The sequence below is a fragment of the Nonomuraea aurantiaca genome (assembly GCF_020215705.1).
GTDB lineage: Bacteria > Actinomycetota > Actinomycetes > Streptosporangiales > Streptosporangiaceae > Nonomuraea > Nonomuraea aurantiaca.
The window spans coordinates 334554-353156 of the sequence record NZ_JAIWNB010000007.1; the positions used below are offsets into that span (position 1 = coordinate 334554).

The window sequence follows — 18603 nt, forward strand, 5'->3', positions numbered from 1 at the left end:
CAGGGCATCGGCCAGGATGTAGGGATGCCGAAGCAACGAGCGGCCAGGGCGGCGGCGGTCTACGCGGCCTTGGGCGTTCTCTGGTGGGCCACCGCCCGCATCGGGTGGACGGCCGTCGGCTGCGAGGAGTGGAACTGCATACCTCCGGCGCTCGGCACCCTCCTGGCGATCACCGTGGGCACGTTCGCCCTGTCGGTCGTGGTGCTCAACCGGGTGGAGGTACGGCCGGGCTTCCGCGTGGCCTGGGTGACGGCCGCCATGCTGGTGGTCTTCAGGGTGGCGGGCGAGGTGCTCCCGTCCTCGTCGTCCAGGTTCGCCCACGTGGTGATGTCGGCGGTGGCGTTCGCGATGGCGGGTGCCTTGGCGGCCTTCGCGACGGACACGGAGGTCGCCAAGGGCAGGCGGCTGCTCGTGTCGCTCGGCGTCCCGGCTCTGGTGTTCGTCGCGATCGCGGTGTCCTGGTGGTGGCGCGGACCTTGACCCGGCGCCGGCGGGTTTTCCGGCGACCCGCCGGGCGCGGAGTGGCACGAAGGGCGCTGGCAGAGCCCCTCCTGGGGCTACGGTGGGACCCGTGGCCTTTGACGAGCTGTTGCGCGACCTCCAGGAAGGAGCCAGCGCTCAGGCGGCGGGCATCAGGCGCGGCTACGGCGGCCCGCCCGCCCGCACGGTGAGCGTCCGCTCCGGCCTGGCCCGGCTGCGCTGCGCCTCGCTGCTCAAGCCGCTGTACGCGTGGGTGGCGGCCGCGCACATCCCCGACGCCGAGCGCTGGCGCCGCCACGCCGAGCCTGCGGTGGTCGTCTCGTCCAACGCCGACACGCTCAACCTCTGGCTCGCGGTCGGGCCGCGGGTCATCCTGGACGACATCTACCAGCGCACGGGCGTCGTCTGGGCGCCGCCCAACGGGGATCCGTCGCGCTTCGGCTCGGTCGAGGTGGCGGCCGACGAGGTCGCCACCGCCTACGCGGCGCTCGCCCAGACCGCCGCCGCCGGCGACCCGGTGGCGGGCACGGTCCTCGACTGGATGCGCGAGGTCACGGGCCAGCAGGCGTTCGGCGCCCGCGAGGCGCTCGGCTCGCCGGAGGCCGGGGTCAAGTGCGGCTGGTACGGCGCGCCGGACGAGACATGCCTGCGCACGCACGCCGTGGCGGTGCTCCCCAGGGGCGGCACTCGGGCGACGGTCGTGGTGGGGATGACGGCGCAGCCCTACACCGACCCGGGGGAGCGGGAGATCTACGCGGCTCGGGTGACCGAAGGGCTGCCGGTGGAGGGCGAGCACGAGAAGGTGGCGGGGGAGCTGCTGCGCGGGCTGATGCTGACCACGCTGACGGAGCTGGGTCATCGCCACCCGTCCTGAGCCCGCTATATTTCCCTGTTCATGGTGAGAATCACGGTGCTGGGCGGCTGCGGGGCATGGCCGGCGGCCGGGCAGGCGTGCAGCGGCTACCTGGTCGAGCACGACGGTTTCCGGGTGCTGATCGATCCCGGTTACGCCACCCTGCCCAGGCTGTTGATGTCGACGGCCGCCGAGGAGATCGACGCGGTGCTGGTCACGCATGGCCACCCCGACCACTGCGCCGACCTGAACCCCCTCCTGCGGGCCCGCGCCCTGGGAGACGCGCCGCCGGCCGCGCTGCCGGTGTACGCGCCGCCTGAGGCCCTCACCGCCGTGCTCGCGCTGGACAAAGCTCGCATGCTGGCCGGCAGCTTCGTGTCGTACGACCTGGCTCCCGGCAAGCCGTACGAGATCGGGCCCTTCCGCCTGGACACCTGGTCGCTCCCGCACCATGTGCCCAACGCGGGGCTCCGGCTGACCGGTGGCGGCCGGGTGGTCGCGTATACGGGAGACACCGGGCCCGCTCCCGAGCTGGCCGAGCTGGCCCGGGACGCCGACGTGCTGCTGGCGGAGGCGACCTATCCCGAACGGGTGCCCGACGAGGACGCCCCCTACCTGTCGAGCGCCCTCGACGCGGGTCGTACGGCGGCTCGCGCCGGTGTGGCCCGGCTGGTGCTCACCCACCTGTGGCCTGACACCCCGCCCGAGCCCGCGCTGGCGGCGGCCGCCAGGACGTATGACGGCGAACTGGCCGTGGCCACGGGCGGCCTCACCCTGGACCTGTGAGCGAGCGTCAGGCCGCTCGTGGTCACGAGCTGCCCCACGCTGTCAGGCCGGTCCCGTCAGCTTGGCGATCACCTCGGCCAGCTCGGGCGGCTGGAGTTCGTCCGGCAGCTCGTCGGCGGCGAACCACCGGTAGCCGAGGTAGGCCCGTGCCTCCTCGTCCGTGAGCTCACCGGGATCCACCTCGGGGGCTTTCCCGGGGAAACAGGCCAGGTAGAACGGCTCGGTCTTCACATACCGCACACCGAGCCAGGTGAAGTCCCGATGGACGGGCACCCACTGATCACGCACCGCCGACCCCGGCAGGCCGGTCTCCTCGGTCAGCTCCCGGGCGGCCGCTTCCAGGGGCGTCTCGCCGGGATCGATCCCGCCACCCGGCGGCTCCCAGATCGCCTCACCACTGACGTGGTCATGCCACCGCACGAGCAGCACCCGGCCCTCGGCGTCCACGCAGACCACCCGCGCGGCCGGACGGTCGTTGCCGATCTGGTGGGACTCCATGGATCCTCCTCACGCCGCTGCCGCGGTCAGCGTTTCATGGAGCCGTCGGCGATGGCGTCGGCGGCCTCGCCGATGGCCATGCCGACGATCTCCAGGCGGCGCACCAGCTCGCGCTGCTTCATCGCGTCGGAGGTCAGCTCGCCCGAGAAGATGCGGGCGATCTCGTACTGGTACATGCGCCTGATGGACCTGCCGGTCTTCTTCGCCTCCAGCGCGTCATGGAGCACGGCCGAGGGGCGGGAGGCGAGGTCGCGGACGGCGTTCTCCAGGGCGTCGATGCCCTCGATGACCTGGTCGAGCAGCGGTGCGAAGCGGAGCTGGTCCGGCACCCGATAGAGGTGCGACTCCCGTACGAAGTCGCGCAGCGAGTCCAGGACGTCGTCGATCGAGCGGGAGAGGCGGTAGAGGTCCTCCCGGTCGATCGGGGTGACCAGGGCCGACCTGAGCTCCTCCACCAGGGTGCGCCGCTCCTGGTCGCCGAGGTGCTCGATCACCCTCATCTTCTCGTGCGCGCCCGTCCGGCCCACCTCCCCGCCGATCATGGCCATCGCCAGCCAGGCGCCCTCCTTGGTCGCCGACAGCTGGCCGAGCAGGGCCTCGGTGAGCGCGCTGTCCATGCGTCCCGACAGCAGCGCTTGCGCCCGCCGCAGCCGCTTCATAGCGTCTGGGCCCGCCGCGACCGCTTCATGCCGTCACCTCCCTCACCGCGTACGACGCGACCGCGGCCACCAGCGCGCTCATCGGAAGCGTCAGCACCCAGGCGATGACGATCTTGACGGCGGCGTGCCAGCGGACCCGCCCGGCGCCCCGTGCCACTCCGGCGCCGATCAGCCCGCCGGCGATGGCCTGGGTCATGCTCACCGGCATACCCACGGCCGAGCAGCCGATCACCGCGATGCCGGAGGCCAGTTCGGCCGTTACGCCGTGCAGGGGACGGAAGACGATGATCTCCCGGCCGAGCGTGCGTCCCGCCTTGGGCAGGCCGTACACGGCGCCGAACCCGAACAGCACCGCCACCAGCGAGGTGTAGGGGAGCGGCGCGTTCGAGAAGCCCCCGGCGACCATCAGGACGGCCAGCACCTTCTGGCCGTCGTTGGCCGAGTAGGCGATGGTCTGCAGCAGGAAGCCCGCCCAGTGCCAGCGCGGGAGCCCCCGGCTGGTCGTCACCAGGAGCAGCAGCCGGATCACCACCCAGCCCAGCAGCCCGCCCACGACGGGCGCGGCCAGCGCGAAGGCCAGCACCTGGGCGACCGACCCGGCCGAGACCGGCAGCCCCCAGCCGAGACCGGCCCCGGTGAGGCCGCCCACGATGGCCAGGGTGAGGCTGGTCGGGAGGCCTTTCGCGCTCAGCGCCATGACCACGATCAGCGCGGCGACCACCGCGACCGTCATCGCGACCTTCGCGCCCGGCCCCTGGAAGGTGGCCAGCCGGGTCACGAACGTCCGCGCGACCTGATGGGTCACCAACGGCACCAACGCCATCAGCACCACCAGGGTGACGATGCCGACCGCCGGACGGATCGCGGGCAGTTTGAGCCCGGTCGCGAGCAGGGCGCCACCGTCGTTCATCCCGGACACGAACGCGAACAGACAGGCGATCGCGATCAGTACGGAAGCATCCAAAGGCGGGCACTCCATCCCATTCGGGGCGGTCTAGCGGGAGAGGCGCTCCACGCGCACTGCCCGTCGGCCGTACGGCGATGTGGAGTCCGCCGCTGAGAGGTAGTCTGCCCAGGTCAACCCGAAGCCACCCGGTGATCTCCTGTCCGCGAGAGTGAAGTTAATGAGCAAGAAAAGATGAGCTCTGCCGAATACATCCTGACCCTGTCCTGCCCCGACCGGCCCGGTGTCGTGGCCGCGGTCTCGGGCCTGCTGGCCGGGCACGGGTGCAACATCATCGAGAGCCAGCAGTTCGGGGACCGGGAGGCGCAGCGGTTCTTCATGCGGGTCCAGTTCGCGGCGCCGCTGCCGGAGGACGAGCTGCGTGCGGCCTTCGCCGCCCTGGCGCCGGAGTTCGGCATGGAGATCAAGCTGCGCGACGTGGCCAGGAAGCCGCGGGTGCTCATCATGGTCAGCAAGTTCGACCACTGCCTCAACGATCTGCTCTACCGGGTGCGCGCCAAGGCCCTGGACATCGAGATCGTCGCCGTCGCGTCCAACCACCCCGACCTGCGGCCCCTGACGCAGTCGTACGGCATCGACTACCACCACCTGCCCGTCACCCCCGAGACCAAGCCCCGGCAGGAGGCGGAGGTGCTGGCGCTGGTCGAGCACTACCAGGTGGAGCTGGTGGTGCTGGCGCGCTACATGCAAGTGCTGTCGGAGGACCTCTGCGAAAAGCTGGCGGGCCGGGCCATCAACATCCACCACTCGTTCCTACCGTCGTTCAAGGGCGCCCGGCCCTACCACCAGGCGCATGACCGGGGCGTCAAGCTGATCGGCGCGACGGCGCACTATGTCACGTCCAACCTGGACGAGGGGCCGATCATCGAGCAGGAGGTGGCCCGGGTCAACCACAGCCACTCCCCGGCGGACCTGGTGGCGATCGGGCGGGACGTCGAGTGCGTGGCGCTGGCCAGGGCCGTGAAGTGGCACGCCGAGCAGCGGGTGCTGCTCGACGGCCACCGGACGGTCATCTTCCCCCGCTGACGGGCTGCTCCTGGCTAGAGGCCGGTGTGCCGGGCCAGGAACGTCAGCGTGTCGGCCGACAGATCGACCGACCTGCTGACCGAACGGGCGCCATGGCCCACCTCGGTCTCGTTGCGCAGCACGATCGGCCCCTCGCCCGTGGACGCGTGCTGCAGCGCCGCGCACATCTTCCACGCGTGCAGCGGGTGCACGCGCGTGTCCGACTGGAAGACCGTGAACAGCGTCGCGGGGTACGCCACGCCCTCGCGAACCTGGTGATACGGCGAATAGCTCGACAACCAGCCGAACCCCTCGGGATCGGCGGCGGAGCCGTACTCGACGTTCCAGGTAGCCCCCAGCCCGAACTGCTCGTAACGGATCATGTCGAGCAGCGGGGCGGAGCAGGCGACGGCCGCGTACAGCTCGGGACGCTGCGTCAGCGCCGCACCCACCAGCAGCCCGCCGTTGGAGCCGCCGGAGATCGCCAGCTGCTCGGACGTCGTCACGCCGGTCGCGATGAGGTGCTCGGCCGCAGCGTGGAAGTCGTCGAAGACGTTCTGCTTGTTGCCGAGCATGCCGGCGCGGTGCCAGTCCTCGCCCTCCTCGCCGCCGCCGCGCAGGTTGGCGATCGCGTAGACGCCGCCCGCCTCCACCCAGGCGAGCACCGAGGCGGAGTAGCCGGGGGTCATCGACAGTCCGAAGCCGCCGTAGCCGTACAGGATGGTCGGACGCGGCCCGTCGCCGTCGACCGGCGAGATGACCAGCATGCGGACGTCCGTGCCGTCCTTGGACCGGTAGACGACCTGGGACGTGCGCACCGGCGGCACGTCCACCACGCCCGGCGAGGCGGCCCAGAGCGTGGTCTCGCCGGTCCTGGCGTCGTAGCGCTGGATGGTCGGCGGCGTGGTGTTGTCGGTGTAGCCGAACCACGCCTCGTAGCCGCCCTCGGGACGCTCGGCTATGCCGCCGATCGAGCCGAGGCCGGGGGCCGGCACCTCGCCGATCCGCTCGCCGGTGGCCAGGTCGTGCACCGTGATCTCACTGATCGCGTGGCGGGTCCAGCTCACCAGCATGACCGGGCGCTCCAGGGCGTCGAGGATCGCGAAGTCGGACAGCACCGCTTCGGAGTCCTCCGGGATCAGGTCGCGCCAGTTGTCGAAGCCGGGCGTCTCCGGGTCGGTGACGCAGATCCGGGTGCGCGGTGCGTCGCGGTCGGTGTGGATGTACAGCCTGCCGTCGCGGCCGTACCAGAATCCCGTCTGGGCGTCCACGCCCTCCTGCACGACCTGGAGGTCGGGCCCGTCGGGCGGGGAGGTGGTCAGGTCGGCCACCCACAGGTCGTTGCGCGGCGCCGTGCCCTCGCTGGCGGAGATCTGGAGCCAGCGGCCGTCACGCGAGACCGAGACGCCGTAGTAGTTGGTCATCTTCAGGCCCTCGCCGAAGATCATCACGTCGTCCTCGGTGGACGTGCCGACGCGGTGCAGGTAGACGCGGCGGTGGAACTGCGACTCGCTCTCCGGCAGCTCCGTGCTCGGCAGCCGGCGTACGTAGTAGAACGCCTCGCCGCCGGGCAGCCACGCGATGGGGGAGTAGCGGCACCGATCGATCGGGCCCTCGACCCGGGCACCGGTGGCCACGTCCATGACGTAGAGGACCGACTCCTCGTTGCCGCCCACCGAGATCTGGTAGGCGAGCAGGCGGCCCTCCTTGTCGGGCTGGACGGCGTCGAGCGTGGTCAGGCCCGACGGGTCGATGGCCATGGGGTCGATCAGGACCCGCTCGGTGCCGCCGGCCCCGTCGTCCTCGGCCACGTAGTAGACCGCGTGCTCCTGGTCCGGCGTGCGGCGGCTGAAGAAGTGGCGGTCGCCGCGCCACACGGGCACCCCCACGGAGCCGGACCTGAGCAGCTCGGCGATGCGGTCCCCGAACCGCTGCGGCTTGCTCTGCCGCTTGAACAGGTCGGCCTGCGCGAGCAGCCATCCCTGCGTCTCCGGGCTGTCGGGGTCCTCAAGCCAGCGATAGGGGTCCGCGACGGGAGTGTCGTGCAAAATCTCGGCGCTTTCCTCGCGGCGTGCTGTGGGGTAGGGCTCTCGCGTCATGCCCGAACCCTACTGCCAAGCAGGGCGCGTAAAGCCCTGGTGAAGTGGGCATAAAACGTACCGTGCGTCCCTCTGGTCATTCCGGCTGGGGGTTATGGGGTGGCGGGGAGCACGCGGTAAACGTCAGACTTGGTGACAGGACGGTGCCGTGGTGACCATCCGCTGGACCGTCCGGCGGAGGTCCACGTGACGGAAGCACCAGTGCCCCAGGAGGGGCCGACAGCCGGGACATGCCACGGCATGTCCCCCTTGATACCCATGCAGCAGGGAGAGGCCCGATGACGCGCCAAGTCCTGCTGCTCAACGCTACTTACGAGCCACTCACCACGCTGTCGCTGCATCGAGCCATCGTGCTCGTGCTGCGGGAGAAGGCCGACATCGTCCACCGTGACGGCGGGGGCGCGGTCCTGCGCTCCGCGACGTGCACGCTGGAGGTGCCCTCGGTGGTCCGGCTGCGCAGATACGTCCGTATTCCCTACCGGTCTCGCATCCCCCTGACCAGGGCCGCGCTCATGCGGCGCGACGATTACCGCTGTGCCTACTGCGGCCTGCGGGCCGAGACCATCGATCATGTCATCCCCCGGTCCAGGGGTGGCGCCCACACCTGGGAGAACTGCGTCGCCTCGTGCACGCCGTGCAACCACAGGAAGGCCGACAAGTTCCTGGAGGAGCTGGGGTGGACGCTGCGCGTCGCCCCGGCGGTGCCACGGGGCGCTCACTGGCGGCTCATCGGCGCCTCGCTCGTCGGCGATCCCCAGTGGGCGCCCTACCTGGAAGCGGCAGCCTGACCTTCGGGCCCGGATCCCTGGGATCCGGGCCTGAAATGTCTTTGTCGTGCTTCACGGCTCCTGGCAGGATTCCAGGGCATGTGGACCTTCACCACCGACGTGGAGGAGTACGCGACCGCCGCCGAGGCGTTCCTGCTCGCCGACCCCGTGGGCAACACGGTGCCGCTGACGGTGCTGGCCAACATTCGCGCCGGGATGCCGGCCGATGACGCCTCCTTCGGCTGGTGGACCCGCGACGGCGAGGTCCGGGGGGCGGCCTTCCGCACGCCGCCGAACCCGATCGCCCTGGCCCGCATGCCGGTCGCGTCCATCGCGTCGCTGGTCACGGCGTGGCGGGGCGAGATCACGGAGGTCCTGGGCCCGCAGGAGCTGACCGGCGCGCTCGCCGAGGTGCTCGGCGAACCCCGCTCCGTGTTGTCGGAGCGCCTCTACCGCCTCGGCACCCTGATCGTCCCCGGCACGGCGGGCCACGGCCGCCTGGCGGGTGTCGCCGACTTTCCCCTGCTGGTCGCCTGGTTCCAGGCGTTCGGCGAGGAAGTGGGTCTGGGCGTGGGCGGGGATCCCGTTCAGCAGGTGGAGCACCGGCTGGCCGGGCGGCAGCTGTTCCTGTGGGAGGCGGACGGGGTCCCGGTGTCGATGGCCGCCCTGTCGCCCGCGGCGGGCGGGGTCTGCCGTATCGGGCCGGTGTACACGCCGCCGTCCTGTCGCCGGCGGGGGTACGGCGCCGCGGTCACCGCGTTCGCCAGCCGGGTCGCGGTGGAGACGCGGTGTGAGCAGGTGGTGCTCTTCGCCGACCTGGCCAACCCGACGAGCAACGCCGTCTATCGGTCGATCGGCTACGAGCCCGTCTACGACTACGCCCAGGTGACCTTCGGATCTTTGCCGTAGCCTTGTTTGCCGTAGTCTTGGGGGCATGCCGCGCTATGACTTTCGCTGCCGTGCCTGCGGGTCGACCTTCGAGGTGACCCGTCCGATGGCCGCCTCCGACGAGGCGGCCGCGTGCCCCGAGGGGCACGACGACACCGTCAGGTTGCTCTCCACGGTCGCGATGACCGGCGGCGCCGCCGCCCCGCCCTCGGGTGGCTGCTGCGGCGGGGGTTGCTGCGGCTGACGCCCGGATCCACCGGCCACCCAAGCCTGACCCGCCGCGCCTACGGCTGGGCGCGACGGGTGGGGCAGGGCACTCCTTAGGCGGCGCGGGCCCGCTTGCGTCGCTGGAACGGCAGGAACCGGTCGGCCAGGTGCGGCCGGGACGGGGTCAGCGTCGGCTCGACCGCGAGAATCCGGTCGAACCGGAACGCCCGGATGGCCCGCCGCATCCGGCAGACCCCGACGAGATACCAGTATTCGCGATGCACCAGACACGTCACCGGCTCGACATCCCGAGCCGTGACATGCCCTGAGGCATCCCGATAGTGCAGACGAATCATCAGCCTGCTGGTGATGGCGTCCGCGATGAGCCTGGCCCGCGACGCGATGTCCAGGGGCAGCGGCTCGGTGAGCGTCGTGAGGGTGGTGGCGATGACATCGTCGTCGAGCTCCAGATGCTCGAGCGCGTGTTGCAGACCGCGCCTGGCGGTGACAGCCTGCGGACCGGACCCCAGATGAGCGAGGGACAGGGCGAGGGCAGCGATCTCGGCGGTGGTCAGCGGGCGAGTGTGGGAGTTCACGCCTGTAGCCATACCCCCACAATAGAGACGACCACCGACAGTTTTCGAAAGCCTGTACGGCTGGTAAGCACCCTGTATCGCACGAATAAGGCCCGGAACCCGCCACGTCACCACTGACGCAACCCGCACGCCATCACGGACGGAAGCCATGGCCGACGACTGACGGAAGCCATGGCCGACAAGACGCGCGTCACGGCGCTCAGCCGGTGAACCGGAGGAGCGTGCCCCTGGACAGACACCAGCAGGCACGGTGGGTGGGGCCCACCGTGCCTGCCGTAAAGAAGAATTATCGAGACAGCTGGGAGAGGTCGCGCGAGGCGCCCGTGGAGGCCGAGGTCGTCATGGCCGCGTACGCCTGGAGGGCGACGCTGACCGGGCGGTTGCGGTCGCGCGGGCGGTAGCCGCCCAGGTCGGCGAGCAGACGCGTACGGCGCTCCGCCAGCTCGGCCTCGGGGACCCGGAGCTCCATCGACCGGTTGGGGATGTCGATCTCGATCATGTCGCCGTCCTCGACCAGTGCGATCATGCCGCCCTCGGCCGCCTCCGGAGAGGCGTGCCCGATCGACAGCCCGGACGTGCCGCCGGAGAAACGGCCGTCGGTGACCAGCGCGCACGCCTTGCCCAGGCCCCTGCCCTTGAGGAACGACGTCGGGTAGAGCATCTCCTGCATGCCCGGCCCGCCCTTCGGGCCCTCATAGCGGATGACGACCACGTCGCCCTCCTTGACCCGGTCACCGAGGATGCCCTCGACCGCGTCCTCCTGCGACTCGAACACCACCGCCGGCCCGGTGAACTTCCAGATCGACTCGTCGACCCCGGCTGTCTTCACCACGGCGCCGTCACGCGAGATGTTGCCGTAGAGCACCGCGAGCCCGCCGTCCGAGCTGTAGGCGTGCGCCAGGTCGCGCACGCAGCCCTCGGCCCGGTCGGTGTCGAGGGAGTCCCAGCGGTTGTCCTGCGAGTATGGCTTGACCGTGCGGACATTGCCGGGCGCCGCGTGCCACAGCTCCAGGGCCTCGGGCCGCACCGTGGGCGACTGGGGGTCCCAGGCGGCGATCGTCTCGCCGAGCGTGGTGCCGTTGACCGTCGGCAGATCGCGGTGGAGCAGCCCGGCGCGGTCGAGCTCACCCAGGATGGCCGGGATGCCGCCCGCGCGGTGCACGTCCTCGACGTGGTACTTGCTCGTCGCCGGAGCCACCTTGCACAGGCACGGCACGCGCAGGGAGATCTCGTTGATCTCCTTGAGCCCGAAGTCGACCTCGGCCTCGCGGGCCGCGGCCAGGATGTGCAGGATCGTGTTGGTCGAGCCGCCCATCGCCACGTCCAGCGCCATCGCGTTCTCGAAGGCCTCGCTGGTGGCGATCGAGCGCGGCAGCACCGACTCGTCGCCGTCCTCGTAGTAGCGGCGGGTGATCTCCACGAGCTGGCGCCCGGCGTCCTCGAACAGGTTCTTGCGCGCCTTGTGCGTGGCCAGGATCGTGCCGTTGCCCGGCAGCGCGAGGCCGATCGCCTCGGCCAGGCAGTTCATGGAGTTGGCGGTGAACATGCCCGAGCACGACCCGCAGGTCGGGCAGGCGTTCTCCTCCATCTCCAGCAGATCCTCGTCGGAGACGCTGCTGTCGGCGGCGGCGACCATCGGGTCGACCAGGTCGAGCTTGCGGCCGGGCGTCTTGCCCGCCTCCATCGGCCCGCCCGAGACGAAGATCGTCGGGATGTTGAGCCGGAAGGCGGCCAGCAGCATGCCCGGCGTGATCTTGTCGCAGTTGGAGACGCAGATCATCGCGTCGGCGCAGTGGGCGTTGACCATGTACTCGACGGCGTCGGCGATCAGCTCGCGCGACGGCAGCGAATAGAGCATGCCGCCGTGGCCCATCGCGATGCCGTCGTCGACCGCGATCGTGTTGAACTCGCGCGGGATCGCCCCCGCCTCGCGGATCGCGGCCGACACCACGTCGCCGACGTCGCGCAGATGAACGTGGCCCGGGACGAACTGCGTGAAGCTGTTGGCCACGGCGATGATGGGCTTGCCGAAATCGCTCCCGGCTACGCCGGTCGCCCGGAGGAGGGCGCGGGCGCCGACCATATTCCTGCCGTGGGTGACCGTACGAGACCTGAGGGCGGGCATTGAACTTCTCCCATCGTTGCGAGTCCTCACATCGTACGACCATTTGCCCGGTTGCTGAGACAACTGTCCATCGCTCGGACGTGTACGGGGGCGAGCTGGGTGGACCCGGCCGCGAGGGCCGCCCCGAACGCCTCAGGACCCGGAGCGCGGTCAGGACCCCAGTGACCTGCCTACGGAACTGCTGAAGGCACGCCCGGCGGACGTGCCTTCGGAGTTGGGTCGGGTCAGTCCTCGCCGTATCTGGCGGGCAGGACCTGGGCCGCGATGTCGTGCAGGCGGTCGATCTCGGCCTTGGTCAGCGCCCGCTCCCGCTTGGTGATCCACTTGCGGGCACGGGCGCCCTCGTAGACGTCCACGCCGCGGATCGTCATGATCTTCCATGGCACGGGCGGCCCGTAGATGGCCAGCGAGGGCACGACGGAGATCTCCTTGCCGTAGGCCTCGCTGATCAGCTCGCTGGCGCGCGAAGCCTCCCACTTGGCCTCGGTGAGACGTGGCTTCATGTCGAACGGCCCATGAAAGAGCTTCTTGCCCATCTGGACGCGTACGGGCAGCCGTTTGTCCCACTTCTCGGAGTCGACCGCGTAGACGCCCGTCGGGCCCACCACGAGGTGGTCGATCTGGGCCTCGCTGTCCGGGATCGCCCGCGCGTGGAGCGTGCGATAACCGTTGCGTTCGAGCTTGCGTAGTTGGGCCTCGGTGCGGCGCTCCGCGATGGAGGCACGGCGCCAGGCCGGCACGGTCGAGTTGGACCGCGCTCGGTAAACAGTGTCGAGGATGGCCGCGATCACGCCCGCGGTCACGCCTACCCGCCAGTCGCCCACGAGGATGCCCACGACCACGCCAACGGGGATCGCCAGCAGCGCGCGGTTGCGCATGCGGCGGAAGCGTGGCTGTTGGAGCAGGCTGCGCACGGACGCGCGCTCGATGGGCGCGTAGGTTGACGTGGGCGCCGATTGCTTCGCGGGGGCCGGCTCGCCTTCGGGTCGGTCACTCACCCAGATGGGTGACGCGTTGTGACCGTCTTCTCGCTGATGGTCGGAGTCCACGTAACTCACCGTAGCCCGTGGTTCTTGTCGATTCCTAGTGCTGCCTTGTCCATAGTTTTATGGCCCAGCTCACCGTGTTCTACGCCCGTTTTCCGGGTATCTATTACGTTCTTCTCTAGAGATGCCTAATGTGCGGTAGCGTGCGAGAACTTCACGAGCTTTCGGCGCTCGAGCAGGCGCAAGCCATCCGTGACCAGGAGATTTCGCCGGTCGAGCTCACTCGGCACTACCTCGATCGGATCGAGCGAATCGATCCACAGGTGGGTGCGTATGTGACGGTGACCGCCGAGAGAGCCCTCGAACAGGCGCACCGTCTGGCCAAGGAGCTGCCAGACGGACCCCTCGCCGGAGTGCCGATCCCCATAAAGGATCTTAACCTGGTGAAGGACGTGCCCATCATGTTCGGGTCGTCGACATACCGGGGTTTCGTCGCCCCGGTGGACGACACGGTGGTCGAGCGCCTGCGTGACGCGGGCACGGTGATGCTGGGGAAGACCGCGACACCGGAGTTCGGCCTGCCCTGCTACACCGAGACCGCCTTCTCGCCGCCCGCCCGCTCGCCATGGGATCCGCGTACCTCCGCGGGCGGGTCGAGCGGCGGCGCCGCCGCGGCCGTGGCCGCCGGGCTGGCGCCGGCCGCGCAGGGCAGCGACGGGGCCGGTTCGATCCGCATCCCGGCCTCGGTGTGCGGGCTGTTCGGCATCAAACCCACGCGCGGCCGGATCAGCTTCGCGCCGATCATCCCGGACCTCGCGGGCCTGTCGACGAACGGTCCCCTCGCCCGAACCGTCGCCGACGCCGCCGCGCTGCTCGACGTGATGGCCCACAACAGCCCCGGCGACCTCTACCTCGCACCGCCGCACCAAGGCACGTTCCTGGAGTGCGTCGGGCGTGAGCCGGGCCGGCTGCGCATCGCCCGCTACGCCCGGCCGGTCGTGCCCGGCGCCGACGTCCATCCGGACGTGCTCGCCGCGTACGAGGCCGCCGCCGTGACGCTGGCGGCGCTCGGCCACGAGGTCGTCGAGATCGAGCCGCCGTTCGGGCCGGAGACCGTGCCGGAGTTCACCGTCATGTGGTACGCCTTCGCCTGCATGCACCCCGTGGCCGAGGACCAGGTCGAGCTGCTCCGGCCGCTCACCAGGCGGCTGCGCGAGCACGGCTTCGCCACCCCCGCCCCCGCGTTCCTGAAGGCCCAGGCCGCTCTGCAACTGGCCACCAGGGCGGCGCTCGCGGTGACCGACGCCTATGACGCGGTGCTCACGCCGACCGTCACCCAGCCGCCGCGGCCGGTGGGCTGGTTCGAGGACGTGGACGACGTCGAGGAGACGTTCGAGCGGATGAAGAGGTTCGCCGCCTTCCCCGCGGTCTACAACGTGACCGGCCAGCCCGCCGTGAACCTGCCCCTGCACTGGACCCCCGACGGGCTGCCGATCGGCGTCATGCTGGCGGGCCGCCTGGGCGCCGAAGGCACGCTGATCTCACTGTCGGCCCAGGTCGAGTCGGCCCGGGGCGGTTTCTGGGGGGACCGGCGACCGGCGATCTGGTAGCCGTGTCGTGCCGCTGGCGTGATGGTCGGGGGCCGAGCCCGCAGAAGAAGCGGCCCATGGCGGGCTTGCGCCGCCACCCGGTCAGGCCCTCCTGTGCCCACGCCGTCACCCGCTCCCGCGCTACCACCAGGGTCTGCGCCTGCATCTGCAGATGCGTCCGCGCCCGCATCTGCACCTGTGGTAGCACGGCCGCCCTGATCGGGGCCCGGCTCGACGGCTCTCTCGCTTGGCGGTTGGCCTTCCGGCCCACGCGGTTGCGTGGTTTGCGCGCCCCAGCTCGCACACCCGGTCTGGGTTGTGCGTGCTCCGCCCTCCCGGCGGCGAGGATGTTCTTGGCGGCGTTCACGTCGGCGTGCTCGGTGTGTCCGCAGGAGGTGCACCGGAAGGCCGCTTGACTCTCGCGGGACTTGCGATCCACCACCGTGCATACGTTGCACGTCTGACTCGTGTACGCCGGATTGGCAGTGATCACGTTGGTGCCCGTGTAGCGGGCCTTGCTCCGGGGTGGCCAGTTCGATCCGATGCCAGCTTTTGTCCAGGATGGACCGGTTCAAGCCGGACTTGCCCGCGCCCCTGTTAGGCAGGAACGCGCCCCGCCGTTCGGGGTCGGGCCGGGGTGCGACGCGGGCGGGCGGTCCGGGCGAAGTCCCCAAGTACCGCAGGCGGGTCTCGCCCAGCCACGCGAAGTCCTGCTTGGCTTCGGCTTGACCACGCCCCGGTTGGCTTACCCCCATGGCCAAAGCCAGGGATCCGCGCCGTAGATCATCGATCGCATCCACAGTTGAGTTGACCTTGTCTGGGGGATCTTGAGTCAGACTCTCTCACGACCGGGTCTGGCCGGACAGCCGAACCGGGATTACGTTCGTGGGTGTGGACAGCGCGCTGGAGATTCTGGCTTTTCTCTTGGGGGTTTCGCTCGGTCTGTTCGTGCTGATCAGCCTGGCGGTTCTGGTGCCGGGGCGGGGTTCTGCACGGAGGATGGAGACGGGCCCGGTGTGGCTGGGCGGTCCGTCCGGGAGCGAGCACGGCGTGAGCACGTCGGGGCTGGTTCTGGCCGACCGGGTCGCTCATTGGGCGCCGGCGCCCGAGACCGACTGGGTCGCGATGGCGGAGACGGCCGAGCCCGGCAGGCGCGTCGGCGGCGCTTCGGCGGGATGGTGATGGCGATGCGCGGACTGACCTCGACCCAGGCCGACGACATCAGGCAGGCGCTCACCGTCGCCGAGCGGCGCAGCGGCCTGCGCTTCGGCGCCTTCCTCGGCCCGCCGGTCGGCACCCGGCGGCACTTCGCCGAGCGGCTGCACGCCGCGCTCGGCGAGGAGGCCGACGACGCGGTGGTGATCTTCGTGGACGTCGCCGGACGGGCGCTGGAGATCGTGACCGGCGAGAACGCCCGGCGGCGGCTGCCCGACACCGCGTGCCGGCTGACCGCCATGTCGATGGCCACGGCGTTCAGCGCCGGCGACCTGGTGGGCGGGCTGCTGTACGGCATCGGCATGCTGGGCGAGCAGGCCACCGCCAGGCGATAGAACGGGCGTCGCCTGCGCCCCCGCGGTAGGCGACGCCCACCCCGCCTTTGTAAGCGAGGCGGGCGGCGGGGTCAGCCTGGAGGCTTCCAGGGGGTCAGCATGGGGGCAGGCCCAAACCGTCATCGGGGTAGGCCAAAAGCGTTGGAGCAGGCCCAAAGCGTCATCGGGGCAGGCCAAAAGCGTTGGGGCAGGCCCAGGGGTCAGCGTTGGAGCAGGCCGGCGACGTGCTCGCTGACGCCCGCCAGCAGCGTGGCGGGCACGATGGGCGAGCGGCCGATGGCCGAGAACAGCGCGGGCAGGCCGGGCAGCGGGAACCCGTCATCCTTGAGCGCGGCCGAGCCGACCTCGTTCTTGTCGAGCGCCGCCCGGCTGCGCTGCCAGGCGTCGAGCACCTCTTCCGGCGAGGGCACACCGAAGCCGTGGCCGACGGGCGCCGCGTGCCGCAGGCGTACGAGCGGCGTCTCCGCGAACGCCAGCGCGGTGCGGGCCCGCACGTGCAGGTCGGCGCGTTCGTCCGGCTCGATCCAGTGCATCGCCGTGCACGGGTTGCGGCAGCCGGCGACGCAGACGGCCATCGCGCCCGCCACCTGGCTGTGCTGCCGGTCGAAGTACGCGCGCCAGCCCTCGGGCGGCTCGCTCGCCACCCGCAGGGTCCGGTTGGTGGCCGACTGCTCGGACTTGGTGTGGTCGCACTCGCGGTCGCCGATCACGCCGAACCTGCTGCCCGGCGCGCTCAGCCCCGCGGGCCAGCGCGCGGGGTCGCCGGCATGGCCGAGATGCGGCTCGTAGGCCAGCAGCGGCAGGTATTCGCTGGCGATGTGGACGGCGGCGATCATCGGGCTCAGCTCCCGGCGTTGCCAGCGGATGGCGATGACCTCCAGCAGCAGCCCGTAGGCGGGCCGCAGCGACTCCAGCGCGCCGCGTGGCTGTTCGCGCGGGGTCTGCGGCATGTGGCAGGCCCGTGCCTGGCGCCGCAGATCCGCGGGCACGGCCTTCGCCTCGGCCGCGAAGTCCTCCGCGTCCAGCGAGAGCAGCCTGCTGCCGAACTCGCACACGCCGGCGATCTCCTCGGATGAGGCCAGTGCTCCGAGGTCGGAGAAGGCGTAGCGGCGGGCCAGCGCTACGAGCAGATCGCGAGTGGTATCCACCCGATCACCCTACTCATGACCGGATACTCGCCCGTCCGACAAGACCGCCGAAAGGGCCACTAGCTGGGGCAGGGCGCCTTGATGCACTGGATGTCACCCGGTGGCTCGCTGACCGTGGGCTCGACCGTGGGCGCGGTCGGCTCCGGTGTGGTGGGCGGATCCGTGGGCTCGGGCTCGTGAGTGGTCGGCGTGGCCGTCGGCGTGGCCTTGGTCGGGCGGACGGTGGGCGTCGCGGTGGGGGTCGGCTTGTGCGAGCCGCTCGGCCGCGCGACGGGGGCGGACTTCGACGGGGGCGCCAAGGGCTTCCTGCTCGGGGTGACGGCGCTCGTGGGCGTGCCCGAGTCGTGCGTGACGGGCGGCAGGACGCTGCCGCTCTGCTCGGCCGCCTGGTCGCCGCGTATCCACACCGACCCGGCGACCGCCAGCGTCACCAGGATCGCCACGGCCATGGCCACGACGGCGCTCAGCGCGCGGCGGCCACGCGGCATGGGCGGTGAGCCCGGCGCGTCGAAGGCCTTCCTGGCCGCCTCGCTCATCAGCGCGGCCGTCGGCCAGCGCCGGTCGGGTGTCTTGGCCAGCGCCCTGGTCACGACCTGGCACGGTCCGGGCGGCACCTCGGCGGGCAAGGCCGGGACGGGCGTGTGCAGGTGCTTGTAGATGATCTGGACGGGGGTGTCGCCCTCGAACGGCGGCCGCCCGGTCAGGCACTCGTAGGCGACCACGCCGAGTGCGTAGACGTCGACGGCCGGGGTGATGTCGCTGGCCGTGGCCATCTCGGGGGCGCAGTAGCCGGCCGAGCAGAGCATGGCGCCGGTGGCCGTGAGCTGGACCGCGGAGACCGAGTGGGCGATGCCGAAGTCGGTGAGCGCCACGCTGCCGTCGGGACGGACCATCAGGTTGGCCGGTTTGACGTCGCGGTGCACGATGCCCTGCGCGTGGGCGGCGGCCAGCGCGTCGCCGACCTCGGCGACCAGCCGCATGGTGGCCGCCGGGTCGAGCGCCTCGCGGCGCAGGACGCGGTCGAGCGACTCGCCCTCGACGAACTCCATCACCAGGAAGCTCACCTGGCGCCCGTCGACTTCGGAGGTGCCGTAGTCGTAGACGTCGACCACGCCGGGATGCCGCAGCGTGGCCATCGCCCTGGCCTCGTTCTGGAACCGCTGGGCGAACTTCGGGTCCTCGGTCAGGGCGGGGATCAGCACCTTGACCGCCACGGTCCGGCCGAGAACGGTGTCGGTGGCCCGCCAGACCTCGCCCATGCCGCCGCCGCCCACGCGGCTGATCAGCGTGTAGCGATCGTTGAGGCTGGTCCCGGATCCGAGCACGTCTTCGAGGCTAACACCGCGACCTCGATGGACGCGCCGGATCCGGCGCTCAGAACGCCTCTGTGGTAGTGCCTCCCG

Annotated in this window: 20 protein-coding genes; 10 read left to right on the forward strand and 10 right to left on the reverse strand. The window is 70.9% G+C overall.

Features of this window, described 5'->3' with window-relative positions:
• The first annotated feature begins 24 nt into the window (after positions 1-24).
• From LDL49_RS19640 to LDL49_RS19650, 3 genes are all read left to right on the forward strand, one after another.
• Positions 25-480, forward strand: a complete 456-nt coding sequence (locus LDL49_RS19640; protein ID WP_225292538.1) for a hypothetical protein — start codon at positions 25-27, stop codon at positions 478-480.
• Between the two features lie 91 nt (positions 481-571).
• Positions 572-1354 carry a hypothetical protein gene (locus LDL49_RS19645; RefSeq protein WP_225292539.1) on the forward strand — a complete coding sequence of 261 codons (783 nt, stop codon included), beginning with the start codon at positions 572-574 and terminating at the stop codon, positions 1352-1354.
• A 21-nt stretch (positions 1355-1375) separates the two neighbouring features.
• A complete protein-coding gene (locus LDL49_RS19650) occupies positions 1376-2119 on the forward strand; it encodes an MBL fold metallo-hydrolase (RefSeq protein ID WP_225292540.1) in 744 nt (247 codons plus the stop codon).
• Positions 2120-2161: 42 nt separating this feature from the next.
• Here LDL49_RS19650 and LDL49_RS19655 read toward each other — a convergent pair whose 3' ends face one another.
• Genes LDL49_RS19655 through LDL49_RS19665 form a run of 3 tightly spaced genes read right to left on the reverse strand, consistent with a single transcriptional unit; the run spans position 2162 to position 4240 of the window.
• Positions 2162-2617 carry an NUDIX hydrolase gene (locus tag LDL49_RS19655; protein ID WP_225292541.1) on the reverse strand — a complete coding sequence of 152 codons (456 nt, stop codon included), beginning with the start codon at positions 2615-2617 and terminating at the stop codon, positions 2162-2164.
• Positions 2618-2643: 26 nt separating this feature from the next.
• A complete protein-coding gene (locus LDL49_RS19660; RefSeq protein ID WP_225292542.1) occupies positions 2644-3276 on the reverse strand; it encodes a DUF47 domain-containing protein in 633 nt (210 codons plus the stop codon).
• 25 nt (positions 3277-3301) lie between these two features.
• Positions 3302-4240, reverse strand: coding sequence for an inorganic phosphate transporter (locus LDL49_RS19665; protein ID WP_225292543.1), 939 nt, complete (start codon positions 4238-4240; stop codon positions 3302-3304).
• Between the two features lie 174 nt (positions 4241-4414).
• Here LDL49_RS19665 and purU point away from each other — a divergent pair, with 174 nt between their 5' ends.
• Complete coding sequence (gene purU, locus LDL49_RS19670) at positions 4415-5266, forward strand: formyltetrahydrofolate deformylase (RefSeq protein WP_225292544.1); 852 nt, start codon at positions 4415-4417, stop codon at positions 5264-5266.
• 14 nt (positions 5267-5280) lie between these two features.
• Here purU and LDL49_RS19675 read toward each other — a convergent pair whose 3' ends face one another.
• On the reverse strand, positions 5281-7344 hold the full coding sequence (locus LDL49_RS19675) for a prolyl oligopeptidase family serine peptidase (protein ID WP_225292545.1): 2064 nt from the start codon (positions 7342-7344) through the stop codon (positions 5281-5283).
• 278 nt (positions 7345-7622) lie between these two features.
• Here LDL49_RS19675 and LDL49_RS19680 point away from each other — a divergent pair, with 278 nt between their 5' ends.
• The 3 genes from LDL49_RS19680 (at position 7623) to LDL49_RS19690 (ending at position 9243) form a co-directional block, all read left to right on the forward strand.
• Positions 7623-8132, forward strand: coding sequence for an HNH endonuclease (locus LDL49_RS19680; protein ID WP_225292546.1), 510 nt, complete (start codon positions 7623-7625; stop codon positions 8130-8132).
• Positions 8133-8210: 78 nt separating this feature from the next.
• On the forward strand, positions 8211-9020 hold the full coding sequence (locus tag LDL49_RS19685) for a GNAT family N-acetyltransferase (RefSeq protein WP_225292547.1): 810 nt from the start codon (positions 8211-8213) through the stop codon (positions 9018-9020).
• A gap of 25 nt (positions 9021-9045) precedes the next feature.
• Positions 9046-9243: an FmdB family zinc ribbon protein gene (locus tag LDL49_RS19690; protein ID WP_225292548.1), complete on the forward strand. Its 198-nt coding sequence runs from the start codon at positions 9046-9048 to the stop codon at positions 9241-9243.
• 76 nt (positions 9244-9319) lie between these two features.
• Here the strand turns inward: LDL49_RS19690 and LDL49_RS19695 are convergent, their stop codons facing one another.
• The 3 genes from LDL49_RS19695 to LDL49_RS19705 all read right to left on the reverse strand — a co-directional run bounded on the left by LDL49_RS19695 (position 9320) and on the right by LDL49_RS19705 (position 12805).
• Entirely contained in the window at positions 9320-9814 is a 495-nt protein-coding gene (locus LDL49_RS19695) for a WYL domain-containing protein (RefSeq protein WP_225292549.1), read from the reverse strand.
• Positions 9815-10088: 274 nt separating this feature from the next.
• Positions 10089-11927, reverse strand: coding sequence for a dihydroxy-acid dehydratase (ilvD, locus tag LDL49_RS19700; protein WP_225292550.1), 1839 nt, complete (start codon positions 11925-11927; stop codon positions 10089-10091).
• 224 nt (positions 11928-12151) lie between these two features.
• On the reverse strand, positions 12152-12805 hold the full coding sequence (locus tag LDL49_RS19705) for a nuclease-related domain-containing protein (RefSeq protein WP_225292551.1): 654 nt from the start codon (positions 12803-12805) through the stop codon (positions 12152-12154).
• A 311-nt stretch (positions 12806-13116) separates the two neighbouring features.
• Here LDL49_RS19705 and LDL49_RS19710 point away from each other — a divergent pair, with 311 nt between their 5' ends.
• Entirely contained in the window at positions 13117-14523 is a 1407-nt protein-coding gene (locus LDL49_RS19710; protein ID WP_225292552.1) for an amidase, read from the forward strand.
• Here LDL49_RS19710 and LDL49_RS58405 read toward each other — a convergent pair.
• Positions 14414-14995 carry a zinc ribbon domain-containing protein gene (locus tag LDL49_RS58405; RefSeq protein ID WP_308016152.1) on the reverse strand — a complete coding sequence of 194 codons (582 nt, stop codon included), beginning with the start codon at positions 14993-14995 and terminating at the stop codon, positions 14414-14416. The two genes, LDL49_RS19710 and LDL49_RS58405, sit on opposite strands and share 110 nt — an antisense overlap.
• Before the next feature lie 398 nt (positions 14996-15393).
• Between LDL49_RS58405 and LDL49_RS19720 the strand changes: the two genes are divergently transcribed.
• Both LDL49_RS19720 and LDL49_RS19725 read left to right on the forward strand, forming a co-directional pair.
• Positions 15394-15684 (forward strand): hypothetical protein, encoded by a 291-nt coding sequence (locus LDL49_RS19720; RefSeq protein ID WP_225292553.1) that lies wholly within the window; start codon positions 15394-15396, stop codon positions 15682-15684.
• Positions 15685-15689: 5 nt separating this feature from the next.
• A complete protein-coding gene (locus LDL49_RS19725) occupies positions 15690-16052 on the forward strand; it encodes a DUF5130 family protein (protein WP_225292554.1) in 363 nt (120 codons plus the stop codon).
• Between the two features lie 200 nt (positions 16053-16252).
• Here the strand turns inward: LDL49_RS19725 and LDL49_RS19730 are convergent, their stop codons facing one another.
• Together LDL49_RS19730 and LDL49_RS19735 are read right to left on the reverse strand one after the other, a co-directional pair.
• Positions 16253-17200: a hypothetical protein gene (locus LDL49_RS19730; protein ID WP_225292555.1), complete on the reverse strand. Its 948-nt coding sequence runs from the start codon at positions 17198-17200 to the stop codon at positions 16253-16255.
• A gap of 59 nt (positions 17201-17259) precedes the next feature.
• Positions 17260-18525, reverse strand: a complete 1266-nt coding sequence (locus tag LDL49_RS19735; RefSeq protein WP_225292556.1) for a serine/threonine-protein kinase — start codon at positions 18523-18525, stop codon at positions 17260-17262.
• Positions 18526-18603: the final 78 nt, after the last annotated feature.

Coding starts and splice junctions, on each gene's coding strand:
- LDL49_RS19660 (WP_225292542.1), bottom strand. CDS start 3,276: ATGAAGCGGCTGCGGCGGGCGCAAGCGCTGCTGTCGGGACGCATGGAC.
- LDL49_RS19650 (WP_225292540.1), top strand. CDS start 1,376: ATGGTGAGAATCACGGTGCTGGGCGGCTGCGGGGCATGGCCGGCGGCC.
- LDL49_RS19690 (WP_225292548.1), top strand. CDS start 9,046: ATGCCGCGCTATGACTTTCGCTGCCGTGCCTGCGGGTCGACCTTCGAG.
- LDL49_RS19725 (WP_225292554.1), top strand. CDS start 15,690: ATGCGCGGACTGACCTCGACCCAGGCCGACGACATCAGGCAGGCGCTC.
- LDL49_RS19675 (WP_225292545.1), bottom strand. CDS start 7,344: ATGACGCGAGAGCCCTACCCCACAGCACGCCGCGAGGAAAGCGCCGAG.
- LDL49_RS19695 (WP_225292549.1), bottom strand. CDS start 9,814: ATGGCTACAGGCGTGAACTCCCACACTCGCCCGCTGACCACCGCCGAG.
- purU (WP_225292544.1), top strand. CDS start 4,415: ATGAGCTCTGCCGAATACATCCTGACCCTGTCCTGCCCCGACCGGCCC.
- LDL49_RS19655 (WP_225292541.1), bottom strand. CDS start 2,617: ATGGAGTCCCACCAGATCGGCAACGACCGTCCGGCCGCGCGGGTGGTC.
- LDL49_RS19680 (WP_225292546.1), top strand. CDS start 7,623: ATGACGCGCCAAGTCCTGCTGCTCAACGCTACTTACGAGCCACTCACC.
- LDL49_RS19640 (WP_225292538.1), top strand. CDS start 25: ATGCCGAAGCAACGAGCGGCCAGGGCGGCGGCGGTCTACGCGGCCTTG.
- LDL49_RS19705 (WP_225292551.1), bottom strand. CDS start 12,805: ATGCGCAACCGCGCGCTGCTGGCGATCCCCGTTGGCGTGGTCGTGGGC.
- LDL49_RS19685 (WP_225292547.1), top strand. CDS start 8,211: ATGTGGACCTTCACCACCGACGTGGAGGAGTACGCGACCGCCGCCGAG.
- ilvD (WP_225292550.1), bottom strand. CDS start 11,927: ATGCCCGCCCTCAGGTCTCGTACGGTCACCCACGGCAGGAATATGGTC.